Here is a 16,236-nt window from a genome sequence, read left to right as displayed (position 1 = left end):
TCAGAATTTATAAAATTCGCGGACGAATTTCTTCATCCATTGTTTCAGGTCCTTTAATATCCTGTTACGAAAAAGGATTTTATGCATATTCGCCGCCGTAGGATAAGGATAAATTTTATCCATGAGCTGCTTTATTGAGATTCCGGCAGAATTTGCCAATACCAGTTCCTGAAAAATCTCCCCGGCACCGGGAGCCAATATGCTCCCTCCCAGAATTTTAGCCGCACCGGAATTATACTTTTTTTTCTCAATAAACAACAGGATTTTTGCATCCTCAAAACCGGCGGTTACTGCACGGTCACTTTCAGAAAAATCACTTTCCAGCCGTTCGTAAGAGATACCTTTTTCCTTTAGTTGCTCTTTATTCCACCCGAAGGTGGCAACTTCAGGATCGGTAAAAGTCACCCAGGAAAAATGACTAAAATCAAGTTTCTTCTTCAGTGGAGAAAGAAAATTATTCAGCAATAACATATTATTCATTTCAGCCGCATGGGAAAATTTCATATTGCCGGCCGCATCCCCACTTACAAAAACATTTTTATTCGTGGTTTGTAGCTTTTCATTCAGCTTAATTCTGTTTCCATCCATTTCTATTCCCGCGGCTTTTAAATTAAGATTATCAAAATTTAATTCCCGTCCCAGCCCCATAAAAATGGCATCAATAGGAATTTCTATTTTTTCTCCTTCTGCCGTTTTTATAACTGCCACAGAAGAGGAAAGGATTTCTTCAATTTCGGCATTAAGAATGAACCTAATATCCTCTGCCTCGAGCTTTTGCTGGAGGACATTGCTGATAAAGGGATCTTCTTTTTTCAAAATTCTTTCTCCCCTGTCAACAATGATAACTTTAGAACCCAACCGGGAAAAAGCCTGTGCAAGCTCAATACTTATAGAGCCTGCTCCTATGAAAATAAAATTTTCAGGCTGGGAAGAAATTTCAAAAATATTTTCATTTGTATAGCAATCGGTAAATTCCAGGCCTTTTATATTAATCTTTCTGGGAGAAGAACCGGTTGCAACAACAATATTTTTGGCGCTGTATTCTTTTCCATTCACCTCAACAGTTTTTTCTGAAATGAATTTTGCCGTGCCTAAAATTACATGCAATCCCTGTTTTCGTAAATAACCGGCATTTTCATGCTCCCTGATAACTTCCTGTTTTTGTTTTACATATTCCAAAATCTTTAAAAAATCGGTTTTACCATTAATTTCCAATCCAAATTCCCTCGCTTTTCGTGCTTCCTGAACAATTTTTGCCGCATGTAAAAAACTTTTACTGGGAATACAACCGGTATTAAGACATTCGCCGCCAATTTTTTCCGCAGATTTATCTACGAGTAAAACCTTAAACCCAAACTCCAGCATACCCAGCGCAATTCCCAGTCCGCCGGAACCCGAACCAATTACAATAAGATCAAATTGCTTTCTATTCATTTTAGTTTATGATAAAAATGCGCGTTTATAAAAAGAAACAAAAAAGCCGGCTTTTGAAAGAAACCGGCTTTAACTTATCTTCTTCAAAATAAATTAATTATTGGGCATCACGATATTCGAACTTTTGTCCCCCTACAGAAATTTCTATCATAGCACCGGCTTTGGGCATGGTTACTATAGCTCTTCCTTCTTTAAAATCTATACTTTTAGCTTCACCCTTTTTAATAATAACCGCGGAAGCACTTCCGGAAAGACTATACTCCCCATCCTTGAATTCTTCCAGCTCCTCCTGGGTTTGGAAAAGGATAGCCTGCCGGTAAGCCTGACCACCAAACTGGAGGCCTATATCTACCTGGCGCAATTCTGCATATCCCTGAATTTCTCCATTTTCATAAAGCACCCCATTACCGGCAGCTCCTCCCAGTATATAAGCTCCGGCTCCTACATTGGGAAAAATCACATAGCCTGCTGCTTTTTGAAAAAGATCATTCAGATCCTTGCTGTTTTCAATAAAAGCGGCTTTGGATTCGTTGGCATCATTAATTAGTTCATCTCTCTTTTCCTGATCTACAATGGCTTCAGATCCATCTTCTTCATAATCATCATTTGTTTGGGCTATAACTCCTCCCGTAAACAAAATGAAGCTTAACATCAGTAAATTCCTGTACAGTTTTTTTTCAATTGTTCTCATTATAACTCGTTTTAGAATTTCAATTCAAGTTAAAAATCCAGAAAATAAATTGCTGTTAAGCTTCTGTTATTTTAGAAATAGGCTGGAAAAAGACCGCATTGGGAATAATGCAGCCATATCATTTTCTTTCTAGTGTTGCTGGCCAAAGTTTTCTCTTTTTTACCAGCTCAAATTTTAGAACTATATTGTAAACCACAATATTTCAATTTCTTGTAGAATATTTTGATAAGGTAATCTTCTTTTCTCCGGGTTCATTTTATTAATATGAGCATAAAATATAAATCTTTATTTCTATTTATATTCTGTCTTCAGTCTTTTCTGAAGTTACATGGGCAGGCTTATACTGTTTTTGACAAAATTGATAATTCAAATGGGCTTTCTAACGGCAGGGTTACAAGTATTGTTAAAGATGCCGGTGGTTTTGTGTGGATAGCTACTAAAAACGGACTTAATCGTTATGACGGTTTTGAAAGTAAGGTTTACACCAGACAAAACAGCAGTATTAGTTCCAATGACATTTCTGATCTTTTCCTGGACAGTAAAAACCGGCTTTGGGTGGCTACACTGGGTGGCGGACTTAATTTTTATAATGCTGAGCTGGATAAATTCCAGGTATTTAAATCTTCTGAAAGCCCTACCAGTATTGCATCAAATCAGGTAAATACTATTTTTGAAGATGCCAAAGGTTACATTTGGCTTGGTACTGAAAATGGCCTTTCCTTATTTGACGAAGCCAGGGGTAAATTCTTCAATTATCACCATTCCAAGAATAAAAACAGTCTTAGTCATAATAGCGTTACAGGTATTTTTCAAACTGAAGAAGGAACGCTTTGGATAGGAACTTTTGGTGGCGGTTTAAATAAATTCGACATCAAAAATCAACAATTTCAGCATATAAATTCCGGCGAAACTTATTTTTCTTCCTTTATCTACACAATTTATGGGCGGGATAAAGAGAACATATTATTAGGGACCAGCGGTGCTGGCCTGCTCATGTACAATATCAAAAGTGGAAAATTTTCAGATTATCTGCAGGATTTAGGTGTAGAAAAAGATGTGAATATTGTTAGGGCAATTACCCGTGACCGTTGTGGAGACTTGTGGATTGGAACTGATGGTAACGGACTTTTCAAAATTGAAGGAGAAGCTGAAAATGTACCAAAAATTCAAAATTCTCTATATAACTTTCAGTTACGTTCCTCTTTATCGGGTAATGCCATCTATGAGATAATGGAAGATAACAAGTCCAATCTTTGGATTGGAACTGCCTGGAATGGTATTAATATATTGGTAAATGACAAAGATTATGAGTTACTCTTTAGCGATATAAAAGGAGAAAATCCTTCGCCGGTGCTTTCGGTATTTAAGGATAAAACCAGGCTTTTCTTAGGGCTGGACGGGAATGGACTTACAGTTTATAACGCTGAAGATAATAAGGTTTCCTATTTTAATAAGGAGAGCGAAAACTATATTGGCGGGAGCTATTTCCAGCATATCGTGAAGAATAGTACCGGCAATAAACTGTGGCTTGGTACTTTTGCTAATGGCCTCATTTCCTTTAATCCGGAAAATGGCAATTTTCAGCAGTATACCCATGAATCGGAAAATTTAAATTCTCTCAGTTATAATGACGTTCGGTATATAATTCCTGAAGAAAACGGTAATTTATGGATTGCCACCTGGGGAGGCGGACTCAATTATTTTGATCATCAAACTGAAAGCTTTAAAAGGTTCAGGGCCAGTGAGAGCAACACCAACGCGTTAAACAGTGATAACATACTTGCGCTTCAGAAGCAAAAAGAAAAATTATGGATTGCCACTTTTGGCGGCGGGCTGGCATTATACAACCTCAAAACTGAAAAATTCCAACATTTCGAGTTTAATGAAGAAAACAGTAATTCCCCCTCCGGTAATAACCTTTTTTCATTATTACTGGATTCTTCACAAAAACTTTGGATAGGAACATCTGGCGCAGGAATAAATATATTTGATCCTGAAACTGGAAAGTTTAACAGGTTTCCTAAAGAGGAAAATTTAAGATATGCCACCGTTACTGCAATAATTGAAGATAATAATTCCAATATCTGGTTCAGCACAAAACAGGGAATATGGCAATATAACAGGAAACAGCAGGAGTTTAAAAGCTTTCCCGGGCTGAATGGGGAATTTCATATCAATTCTGCGTTTAAGGATGCTGAAGGACTGCTTTATTTTGGAGGAATAAATGGAGTGGTAAGATTTGATCCCGCAGAGGTACAATATTCCAGTAATGCCCCGGCTGTGGTACTTACCAACTTCAAATTATTTAATAAAGAGCTTCCTGTTGGTGAGAATGAGGTGCTGGATAAAAATATAGCTTCTGAAGAACAATTGGTGCTAAAGCACAATGCCGATGTTATTACTTTTGAATTTGCCGCCCTGAAATTTCCATTTTCAGATAATTGTGAATATGCCATCAAAATGGAAAATTTTGATGAAACCTGGCGTAATATTGGTAAGGACAGAACGGCCACTTTCACCAATCTTGCTCCCGGGGAGTACACTTTTAAGGTGAAAAGCAGGGAAACCTGGGCTGAATGGGGAGAAGATTATGCTTCCATAAATATAACTATTCTTAAACCTTTCTGGCTTCAGTGGTGGGCATTTTGTATTTATATTTTACTTATTCTTGCGCTGTTTTATCTCTTTAGAAGATATATAGTTGCCTGGGAGCAAATGAAGGCAAACCTGCGCCTGGAGAAGTTTACACATGAAAAGGATACCGAACTTTATACCTTAAAACAGCAGTTTTTCACCAATGTTTCCCATGAAATCCGTACACCGGTCACGCTTATTTTGGGCGCTACCAATCGTCTTATGGAAAAAGGTTCTTTTGTAGGTAAAAAGGAATCTGCGCCGGTAAAAACAATTCATAAACACGGTAAGCATTTGCTGCACCTGGTGAATGAATTGCTGGATTTCAGAAATCTGGATTTGGAAAGTGTAAAATTAAAAGTAGCTGAAGAGAACTGGATAAGTTTTTGTGAGGAGATTTTTCTTTCTTTTACCGAAAACGCACAACAAAAGAAAATCGATTTAAAGTGGGAAACTTCTGCTGAAAAAATATCGCTATGGTTTGATGCCAACCAGATGGAAAAAGTTTTATACAACCTGCTTTCCAACGCCCTAAAGTTCACTCCGGAAGGTGGTAGCATAAAAATGGGAATTTTTATACATGAGGAGGAAGCGGTGCTGAAGGTGAGCGATACCGGTATTGGAATTGGAAAAAAGCAGAGGGATAAAATTTTCCGAAGGTTTTATCAGACGAAGAAATCGAGGGAATTTAATGAAACCGGATTTGGACTGGGTTTATCTATTTCTAAAGAAATTATAGACTTGCACAAAGGTCAATTATACGTAGAAAGTCAGAAAGGTAAAGGAAGTACCTTTATCCTGAGGCTGCTGAGAGGGCGGAAACATTTTAAGAAAGATCAGATAATCAAAACACTGTCAGGAAACAAAGATTATATAGAACATATCGCAGAAGAACCTTCACCTGTTTCTAAAGATGTGGATTTATCAGATATCAATGGTGAAACTGTTATGATTATTGAAGATAACTTCGAAGTGCGGGAATACATTGCTGGTCTATTGAAGGATTATTGCATTATAATAGAGGCCGCCAATGGAAAAGATGCCATAGAACTTATTACAGACAAACAACCGGACCTGATAATTAGTGATATTATGATGCCGGTAATGGACGGGGTAAGCTTTACCAGATATTTAAAAACAAACCCTGAAACCAGCCATATACCAGTAATACTTCTAACAGCCAGGGCAACTTCAGCACAGCGAATGGAAGGTTATGAAACCGGTGCAGATGCTTATATTACAAAACCTTTTAGCGAACAAATATTAAAATTGCGCATTAAAAATTTAATTAACAGCCGCAATTTGCTCAGGGCGAAATTTACTTCTGAAAAAGCTGTACTTCCGGCAGACCTGGCGATTAATTCCCTTGATGAGAAATTTCTGGAAGCTCTTATAAACACGATCCGGGAAAACATTGATACCGAAAGCCTGAATGCTGATTTTTTATCAAAAGAATTGGCAATGAGCCATTCAGTAATTTATAAGAAAGTAAAATCGCTAACGGGAATGACCCTTGTTGAATTTGTTCGGGATTTTAAACTAAAAATAGCCAGGGAACTAATAGCTGAAAAAGGATTTTCAGTTAGCGAAGCCTGCTACCGGATTGGATATTCCGACAGAAAATATTTCAGCAAACTTTTTAAAAAGAAATTTGGCAGCAATCCTTCTGAATATTCAAAGAAATAGTATATCATTTTAATGCTCTAACAGGTATGCTATTTATTATAATCGCGACCAGACCCCTCTCCTACAGGGGAAAACGAAAAACTCCCCCTTTCTGAATTAATTTTTCACCCCTAAAATTTTACGCAAACGTTTTATTTGCAGTACCTAAATATTCATAAATTAATTGCCCGATTTTTAAGGCTAAAGATAATTTAGGAGTGATTAAATAATGATCTATTAATAATACTAAATAATCAAAGAACTTATGCGGATAAAAATACCAGACTTTATTATCAGCCGGCCGCTTCAAAAGTTATTATTGGCTTTCCTTATTTTTCTACCTCTTATCTCATTTTCACAGGAAATAACCGTATCCGGAACTGTAACAGAAGAATCGACGGGAAATCCATTACCCGGTGTAAATGTTATTGTAAAAGGTTCCAATACTGGAACCACTACAGATTTCGACGGGAATTATGAGTTAGATGTTGAAAGCAGGAATATATTGCAATTTTCTTTTCTTGGTTTTGTTACTGAAGAAAGAACAGTTACAGGTCCCACTTTAGATTTACAGTTAACAGAAGATGCCGGCCAGCTGGAACAGGTAGTAGTAATTGGATATGGAACCACTACTGTAAAAGATGCAACAGGCGCCGTAACTTCTGTTACCGAAGAAGATTTTAACAAAGGAAATATTGTTACGCCTGAAAACCTGTTGAGTGGGCGGGTAGCCGGATTGAGCATTAATACAGGTGGGGCACCAGGCTCAGGATCTACGATAAGGATAAGAGGAGGTGCATCCCTTGGAGCATCTAATGATCCATTAATCGTTATTAATGGTTTACCTGTAGACAACAACACTATTGGCGGTTCCCGATCGGTTTTAAGTACAATTAATCCTAATGATATTGAATCCTTTTCGGTTTTAAAAGATGCCTCGGCAACAGCTATTTACGGTTCCAGGGCTTCTAATGGAGTAATTATAATTACAACTAAGCAGGGAGGTCGCGAATTTCGGGTAAACCTGGATACCCAAATAGGGATTAATACCTTAAGCAATAAAATTGATGTTTTTTCTGCTGATGAATTTAGAGAAGTTGTCGCCGAACAACGTCCCGATCTGGTGCCATTACTTGGCGATGCAGATACTGACTGGCAGGAGGAGATATATAGGACGAGCCTTAACTCCAGTCAGAATCTTTCCGTTTCGGGATCAATTTTCGAAAATACCCCTGCACGACTATCAATAGGAAGAACCCTTCAGGAAGGGCTGCGACTTACGTCCAGGTTTGAAAGAAATAATATTGCTTTCACTCTTAATCCGCGATTACTGGACAATCATTTAAAAATAAGTCTTAACGCGAACGGAACCTATGAAAAGAACAGGTTCGCGCCAGGAGAGGAAGGTAATGCGATTACTTTTGATCCTACCCAACCGGTCTATGACCCTGAATCACCTTTTGGGGAATTTTTTCAGTACTATAATATTAATGATGATGGTGTATTGGATATTAATGACCTTACCCCCGATGCTCCTTTAAACCCCGTAGCCAATATACTTCAGCGAAATGATAGAAGTGAGGTAAAGCGTTTCTTCGGAAATGTAAAAGTTGATTATCAATTTCACTTTTTTCCAGATTTAAGTGCTGTGGTAAATTTAGGGTATGACGAGCAACAGGCTGATGGCTTTGTCATAATATCAGATGAAAACCCCATAACGCAACCAAATGGAAGCTTTTTGGGTTCAGAATCTACATATGAAAATTATCAAATGAACAAGCTTTTTGATGGTTACCTTGCTTACGAAAAAGAATTAGGTGAATTTGAACTGGAAGCTACAGCTGGGTATTCATTTCAAAAATTTGAAAGTAATCAATACATTTCAGGCGAACTGCGCAACGATCAGGTGGATAGTGAGCCTGTAAGAACTATTAATACTGATTTGGTGTTGATAGGATTTTTTGGAAGAACAAATTTTTCTTTTCAGAACAAATACCTGCTTACCCTCTCCCTTAGAAGAGATGGTACTTCCCGCTTTAGCAACCAAAACCGTTGGGGAAATTTTCCTGCCGCTGCTTTTGCCTGGAAAATAAACGAGGAATTTTTCCCGGAATCAGAAACTGTTTCCACGCTTAAGTTAAGAGCTGGCTATGGAGTAACCGGGCAACAGGATATTGGCCGTGATAACGCAGATCTTTTCCTCCAAAGATACGCCCGCGGATTGCCAGCTTCACAATATCAGTTTGGAAATGAAGTGGTTCAGATTGGAATTCCCGAATATCGAAATGAAAACCTTAAATGGGAAGAAACTTCAACTTATAATATGGGATTGGATTATGGAATTTTACAGGATAGGTTTTCAGGTTCTGTAGAAGCTTTTTATAAAGAATCCAAAGATCTTCTTGCCAATGTGGCAATATCAGATGGTTCAAACTTTAGCAATGCCGGATTCCAGAATGTTGGAAATTTTGTCTCGAAGGGAATTGAATTTTCTATAAATGGCGATATTTTTCAAGGTGACACCGAGAGTTTTTCCTGGAACGTTAATTTTAATAGTACCTTAATTGATACTAAGATTAAAACCCTTGCATTAAACCAGGACCAGCAGGTAGGGGAAATAGGCGGGGGAACCGGAAACACTGTCCAAATCCACCGGGTTGGGTACACCCCGTATTCCTACTTTGTATACAAACAAGTATATAATGAAGAAGGGCTTCCTATTGAGGGAGGTTATGCCGACCTTAATGGGGATAATCTTATCAACGATGATGACCGTTATATTTATAATAACGGAACACCAGATGTTACTATGGGCTTTCTTTCTAATATGTTCTATCGTGGATTTGACCTCTCCTTCAACCTTAGGGCAAACCTAGGGCATTATGTTTATAATAACGTAAATTCTTCCAGGGCGCAGTACAGGCTATTAGAAAATAATGCCGTGGTTTCCAACTTGCCGGTTTCAGTTCTTAATACCGGATTTACCACTACTGAAGATGTTATTTTATCAGACCATTATATAGAAGAAGCTTCGTTCCTGAAAATGGACAATATTACCCTGGGATATACTTTTGAAAATGCCTGGAGCAATAATTCCTCTGTACGCATCTCTGCCGGTGTTCAAAACGTTTTTATCATCACCAACTATTCCGGCCTGGATCCTGAGGTTTTTGGAAACGGTATAGATAACACATTGTACCCACGGCCAAGAACTTTCTTTTTAGGAGCAAACGTAAGATTGTAAAAAGCAAACTATGAATAAATTTATAAGAAAAATAAACAAATTAAGCATCCTGAGCATTTTCATACTGCTTTCAGGATGTACAAACGAACTGGATGTGGAACCAGGAGATCCTAATGCATTTCTTGCAGATGATTTTTATTCTGACCCGGAATCTTACCGGGAAGGCCTTGCCGGGGTTTACGCCAATTTAAGCCTTACAGGAACAGACGGCGCAGATAATTCAAATATTGCCGGCCTGGATGCCGGTACTAGCCAGTATGGCCGTGGTTTGTGGAATTTACAGGAATTACCTACAGATGAGGCCGTATGGTCCTGGGAAAATGATCCTGGTTTAAGGGAACTAAATAGAAATACATGGACAGCAGCAAACGTGGTGCTAAGGGGAATGTTTGGAAGAACAATGACTTCAGTAGCATTTGCCAACGAATATTTAAGACAGACTTCGGAAAGCGCATTGGATTCACGTGGGGTAGATAACCAATTGCGGGAAGAAATTACCACTTATCGTGCTGAAGCCCGATTTTTAAAAGCTCTTGCCTATTATCATATGATGGATTTATTTGGTAAGGCTCCGTTTGTAATCGTAGACGACCCTGTTGGCGCATATCAGGCTCCGGTTTATGAGAGAACTGAACTTTTTAATTATATAGAGTCAGAGCTTTTGGAGATCATTCCGCAGCTGGAAGAGCCTCTTGAAAATGAATATGCCAGAGCTGACAAAGCTGCCGCATGGATGCTGCTGGCAAAGATGTATCTTAATGCTGAAATTTATACCGGTGAAGCCCGCTATACAGATTGTATTGATTATTGTGAACAAATTATAGCTGCCGGATTTTCTCTTGCCCCAGATTATCTTACACTTTTTATGGCAGATAATGATGTAAGTGCAGCAAGAAATGAAATTATTTTTCCCTTAGTTTCAGACGGCGTGGTGACGCAAAATTTTGGTCCTACTACAGTGGCAGTAAACGGGCAGGTAGGTTCGGTTGAAGCGAATGCTGCAGATTTTGGGGTAAGTCCCGGCTGGAATGGAGCAATTAGGGTTACCCAGGAATTTTCTGAAACCATGCTCAATGGCAGTTATGATAGTGATGAACGCAATACACTTATTACAGAAGAAAGGAGCATCAACATTCCCGATATTGCTCAGCGGAATACGGGATATGTTGTTGCAAAATGGTCTAACCTTACCTCTACCGGGGAAGCGGGTTCTGCATTGGAAATTGTAGATACAGATTTTCCCATGTTCAGGCTTGGCGATGTTTACCTTATGTATGCTGAAGCCCATTTAAGAGGTGGCGGAGGTTCCCTGGACACCGCAGTAGATTATGTAAACCAATTGCGGCAACGCGCTAACAATCCATTAAGAGTAAGCGCAGGAGAGCTTTCCTTAGATTTTCTACTTGAAGAAAGAATGGTTGAACTTTATTGGGAAGCGCACCGCAGGCAGGACCTCATCCGCTTTAACAGGTTTACGGGCGGTGCCTATAACTGGTCCTGGAAAGGAAGTACTCCTAATGGGATTGCCATAGATCAAAATAGGAGGTTATATCCCATCCCAGGTGCCAGTCTAGCGGCAAATCCAAATCTTACTCAAAATCCCGGTTACTAACAATTAAAAAATAGAAAGATGAAAAGAGCATTTTTATACATAATTACATTCGTGAACTTAATTGGATTTACTTCCTGCGAAGAAGAAGACAGTCTCAACTTTACGGCAGTACCAGATCCTGAGGGAGTATCTTTTGAAAATTCATTTCAGCCTGAATATTTACTTTCTGAAGAAACCGAAACTAATATTGCTGAACGGTTCTTCTGGAATCCTGTTAACTTTGATGCCCCGGTTAATGTAAGTTATGATCTATTGGCTTCAACAGATCCGGATTTTGGCACCTCTGAAATCATAGCAACCACCACTAATACCAATCAGGCGGTTACTGTAGAACAATTATTAGGTTTTGCTGAAGATATGGGATTGGATAATGATCCTGAGACTACAGGAGACGATGGTTTGCCCAATAATACAGGTGAAGTTTATTTTCGTGTGCACGCCTACACCGGTACGGGAACAGCAAACAGCATAGATGTAATGTCCGATATTCAGCCGCTAACTGTGACATGGATTGAGCGAGCCCCTGTAGGCGCCGGCTGTGATCCCATTTATATTGTTGGGGCCGCTGCGGTAGATGCAGGCTGGGAATGGAGTTCTCCCATAGTTTTTAATTGCGATAGTAATGTATACACTTCCAACCTTGAGCTAACCAATGATACTTTCCGTTTCTTTGAGAATGAAGGAGATTGGGAGTCGGGGTTGAGTTATACCTATTATGTTGAAGAAGGATATACTATAGATCCATTATTGGAGAATGCAGAAGATGGGGACAGCAATTTCTACTTTAACGGCACTCCTGGCATTTATAACATAGTGGTTGATAATAATGCAAAAACTATTACTGTTGAAGAATCCGACCCTTATATTCTTGTGGGAGATGCAGTTCCCGGAAACTGGAGTTTTGACGGTGCGGTACAGGCAGAAGAAACGGCACCATACATAAGAACTGCTACTTTGCCATTTAACAGCGGAATCTTCAGGTTTTTTACTGAAAGTGGAAACTGGGACAGTAGCCTTAACTATGCCTATTTTGATGACCTGGGCTACACCATAGACGATGAAATTGTTTCAGCGGAAGATGCCGATGGTAATTTAAGTTTTATAGGGGAACCTGGTTCTTACACTATTACAATCAACAGCCAGGAAAAAACCATAACGTTGGAGTAGGACAAAATTCTAAACTATAGGGAATAATACACAAAGTGCATTACTATTCCCTTTTCAAAATAAATAATAGTATGAAGGTATTAAGTGTAATGTTGTTGCTTTTTTTAGGAACATCCTGTTCATCTGGTGATAATAATGATGGCGGAATTACTTCTGATGATGATCCAACAGGAGAAATACCCGGAAATGAAGAGGAAGAAGAGCCTGGAGAAACCCCTTCCGAGGAAATCAGTTTCTATTATGGGGCCGATTTGTCTTATGTAAACGAAATGGAGGATTGCGGCGCAACTTATTATAACCGCGAAGGAGAAGCCGAAGATCCCTACAGTATTTTTAAAAATGCAGGGGCCAATCTGGTGCGGGTGCGTCTATGGCATAATCCGCAATGGACTAATTACTCCAATTTTGACGATGTTAAAAAATCCATTAGCCGCGCAAAAGAACAGGGAATGCAGGTGCTGCTGGATTTTCATTATTCCGATAACTGGACCGATCCGGAGTCACAGGAAATTCCCGCAGCATGGGAAAGTAAAATTGATGATACAGAGGCTCTGGGACAGTTGCTTTATGATTATACATATAACACCTTGAATGATTTGGCTGAGGCCGGTTTATTACCTGAAATCGTTCAGGTGGGTAACGAAATTAACGGGATGATCCTACAAAAGGGAGAATTGGCGTGGCCTATAGACTGGGAACGAAATTCTTATCTCATAAATTCAGGAATAAAAGCTGTAAGGGATATTTCCGAAGAAAAAGAAGCCGATATTGGGGTGATGTTACATATCGCCCAGCCTGAAAACGGGCTTTGGTGGTTTGAGCAGGCTACCCAAAACGGGGTGACAGATTATGACTGGATTGGACTTTCCTATTATCCTATCTGGTCTGAATATGATTTAAACAACGTTGCTTCTGCTTTTAAAACACTTATTAATACGTACAATAAAAAATTGATGGTAGTGGAAACCGCATATCCATTTATCATGGAAGATATAGATGCCGCCAATAATATCCTCGGGAATGATGCTTTAATAGAAGGTTATCCCGCATCACCGCAGGGCCAGCTGGATTATCTTAACAATCTCCGGGAGGTAATAGTCACGGCAGGCGGAGAGGGCTTGGTGTACTGGGAACCTGCATGGGTTTCTACCGGTTGCAATACCCAATGGGGTACAGGATCACATTGGGATAATGCCACCCTATTTGACCATGACAACAAAGCTACTTTAGGAATGCAGTTTTATGAGGCTTCCAAAGATAATTAAGACTTAAACCATTGTTATAAATGAAATTCTGTACACCAGGGAAATTGACCCTAATTTTAATCTCCATATTTTTTTCAGCATTTTCCACAATTAATGCGCAGCAGCGGGAAATTTTTAATCTTCAGAAAGAATGGAAATTCATAAAAGGAAATCCTAAGCATGCCGCTACCCTTAATTTCGATGATTCCAACTGGGAGCAGGTAAGAATTCCGCACGACTGGGCAATTTCCGAAGATTTTATTATAGATGGCGACGGCAGCACAGGAAAACTTCCGTGGAAAGGAGAAGGTTGGTACCGTAAGGAACTGAAAATTCAGCCTTCATTTAAAAACAAAAAAGTGCAGCTTATTTTTGACGGGGTGATGGCCTTCCCTGAAGTTTATATTAATGGGGAGCTGGTTGGAAAATGGGATTATGGCTATAATTCATTTTATCTCGATATTACCGATCATCTCAACTTTGAAGGTGAAAATATCTTGGCCGTGCATGCCAGCACCAAAGAACACGACAGCAGATGGTATCCCGGGGCCGGGATTTACCGCAAGGTGCAAATGCTGGTAACCAATCCGGTTCATGTAAGTATTTGGGGTACCTATGTTACCACCCCAATTATAAAATCCCATTATGCAGAGGTAAGAATCAGCAATAATATTGTGAACAATTCTGCTGAATCCGATTCCATCCGGGTGGAGCAATTAATTCTTGATTCTCAGAAAAATGAAGTCGCCAAAGGAAGCATCACAAAAACTATAAAAGCAGGTGATGATAAAGATTTGGAAGTTACTTTACAAGTGACTAATCCTCTTCTCTGGGATACGCAAACACCAAACCTCTATACCGCACTTACAAACGTTTATCAGAATAATAAACTTGTAGACCAAAAAGAAACCACTTTTGGAATGCGGACTATTGAATTTACCGCGAATGATGGATTTTACCTTAATAACAAGAGAGTACAGTTAAAGGGTGTAAACCTTCATCACGGCCATGGGCCTCTTGGAGCAGCTTTTTATCCTCGTGCTGCTGAAAGGCAACTGGAAATCATGAAAGCTATGGGTGTAAACGCAATAAGAACCAGCCATAATGTTGCCGCTCCCGAATTGTTGGAACTCTGTGACAAGATGGGAATCCTGTTTTTTAATGAAATTTTTGATAAGTATGATGCAAAAGCAGGTATAACCGACACTACCGATTTTGATAATTTCGCCCACAGAAATATCCAGAATTTTGTAAGAAGAGACAGGAACCATCCATCGGTTTTTATCTGGAGCGTGGGCAATGAAATACACGATGTACAAGCCAATATCAACAACGGCTTTAAAAGGCTGCATACTATGCTGAATTATGTAGATAAATACGATCCTACACGACCTACAACTCTTGTAAATGACCAGATGGCAAATGCAGCTTTGCGACATTTTGATTATTACGACGTACACAGCTGGAACTACGGAAGGCGCTACAGGCTTGCCCGCCAGTTAGAGCCGGATAAATCGGTGATCATCAGCGAATCGGCATCTACGGTAAGTACACGCGGATTTTATGAATTTCCGCTTGCGGAAGAAAAAACCGATTTCACCAAATCACTACAGGTGAGTTCTTATGACCTGAATGCTCCTGAATGGGCCGAAATTTCAGATGACGATTTTATGTGGCAGCAGGAAGAAAATTATATCGCAGGAGAATTTGTGTGGACCGGATTTGACTATTTGGGAGAACCAACACCCTATACCAATGCAGAAGTGAAGAAAATGGGAATGAAGGATAAAGCTGCAGCGCGTAGCTCTTACTTTGGAATTGTGGATATGGTGGGAATTCCCAAAGACAGGTATTTTCTCTATAAAAGCTACTGGAAGCCTGAAGAAACTACTGTACATATATTGCCGCATTGGAACTGGAAAGGGAAAGAAGGAGAAACCGTCCCTGTTTTTGTATACACCAACGGTGATTGCGCCGAGCTTTTTATAAACGGCAAATCCCAGGGCAAAAAGTGTAAAGACCCGGTGTCTTCCAATTCTACAGAACGTTTTAGGTTAATGTGGAAAAACACCAAATATCAGCCTGGAGAGGTAAAGGCTGTTGCTTATAAGAATGGAAAGAAAATAGGAGAAAATACAGTAAAAACTGCCGGGGAACCACATCATATAAAGCTCTCGGCAGACAGGACCAGAATCCAGGCCAATGGAATGGATTTGTCTTACATTCTCGTGGAAGCTTTTGATAAAGATGGGAATCCGGCTCCCCTGGCCAATAATTCCATAGCAATTGAAGTGAGTGGTAAGGGGCATCTTGCCGGTGCAGGTAATGGAAATCCGCAGTCTTTCGACCCTTTACAAGACGATGAGGTAGATCTTTTCTACGGAAAAGCAATGATTATTGTGGGCTCAGATTTTGATGCCGGGACCATTAATGTAACCGCGCAGGCAAAAGGCATCGGGAAAGATTCGGTTAAAATAAATGTAGAATAAATTGAGGAGCATTACAGTTAAAAGGGATTAACATTCTCTATAAACTGCATGGAAAT

The 16,236-nt window shown here is 39.5% G+C and carries 8 protein-coding genes; 6 read left to right on the top strand and 2 right to left on the bottom strand.

Going from position 1 to position 16,236, the window contains the following annotated elements:
• Positions 1-1,434, bottom strand: coding sequence for a dihydrolipoyl dehydrogenase family protein (locus tag RM539_RS08200; RefSeq protein ID WP_311502899.1), 1,434 nt, complete (start codon positions 1,432-1,434; stop codon positions 1-3).
• A 97-nt stretch (positions 1,435-1,531) separates the two neighbouring features.
• Positions 1,532-2,125, bottom strand: a complete 594-nt coding sequence (locus RM539_RS08195; protein WP_311502898.1) for a lipid-binding SYLF domain-containing protein — start codon at positions 2,123-2,125, stop codon at positions 1,532-1,534.
• A gap of 264 nt (positions 2,126-2,389) precedes the next feature.
• Here RM539_RS08195 and RM539_RS08190 point away from each other — a divergent pair, with 264 nt between their 5' ends.
• The 6 genes from RM539_RS08190 to RM539_RS08165 all read left to right on the top strand — a co-directional run bounded on the left by RM539_RS08190 (position 2,390) and on the right by RM539_RS08165 (position 16,180).
• A complete protein-coding gene (locus tag RM539_RS08190) occupies positions 2,390-6,445 on the top strand; it encodes a two-component regulator propeller domain-containing protein (RefSeq protein WP_311502897.1) in 4,056 nt (1,351 codons plus the stop codon).
• Positions 6,446-6,689: 244 nt separating this feature from the next.
• The gene (locus RM539_RS08185) at positions 6,690-9,668 is read left to right on the top strand and encodes a SusC/RagA family TonB-linked outer membrane protein (RefSeq protein ID WP_311502896.1); all 2,979 of its coding nucleotides are present in this window, start codon (positions 6,690-6,692) and stop codon (positions 9,666-9,668) included.
• A 10-nt stretch (positions 9,669-9,678) separates the two neighbouring features.
• Positions 9,679-11,280 carry a RagB/SusD family nutrient uptake outer membrane protein gene (locus RM539_RS08180; RefSeq protein WP_311502895.1) on the top strand — a complete coding sequence of 534 codons (1,602 nt, stop codon included), beginning with the start codon at positions 9,679-9,681 and terminating at the stop codon, positions 11,278-11,280.
• A gap of 18 nt (positions 11,281-11,298) precedes the next feature.
• Positions 11,299-12,447 carry a SusE domain-containing protein gene (locus tag RM539_RS08175; protein WP_311502894.1) on the top strand — a complete coding sequence of 383 codons (1,149 nt, stop codon included), beginning with the start codon at positions 11,299-11,301 and terminating at the stop codon, positions 12,445-12,447.
• A gap of 71 nt (positions 12,448-12,518) precedes the next feature.
• A complete protein-coding gene (locus tag RM539_RS08170; RefSeq protein ID WP_311502893.1) occupies positions 12,519-13,712 on the top strand; it encodes a glycoside hydrolase family 53 protein in 1,194 nt (397 codons plus the stop codon).
• 20 nt (positions 13,713-13,732) lie between these two features.
• Entirely contained in the window at positions 13,733-16,180 is a 2,448-nt protein-coding gene (locus tag RM539_RS08165) for a glycoside hydrolase family 2 TIM barrel-domain containing protein (protein WP_311502892.1), read from the top strand.
• The last annotated feature ends 56 nt before the right edge of the window (positions 16,181-16,236 follow it).

Source organism: Autumnicola musiva (genome assembly GCF_031846585.1).
Taxonomy (GTDB): Bacteria; Bacteroidota; Bacteroidia; order Flavobacteriales; family Flavobacteriaceae; genus Autumnicola; species Autumnicola musiva.
This window is presented reverse-complemented; position numbering and strand designations above follow the sequence as displayed.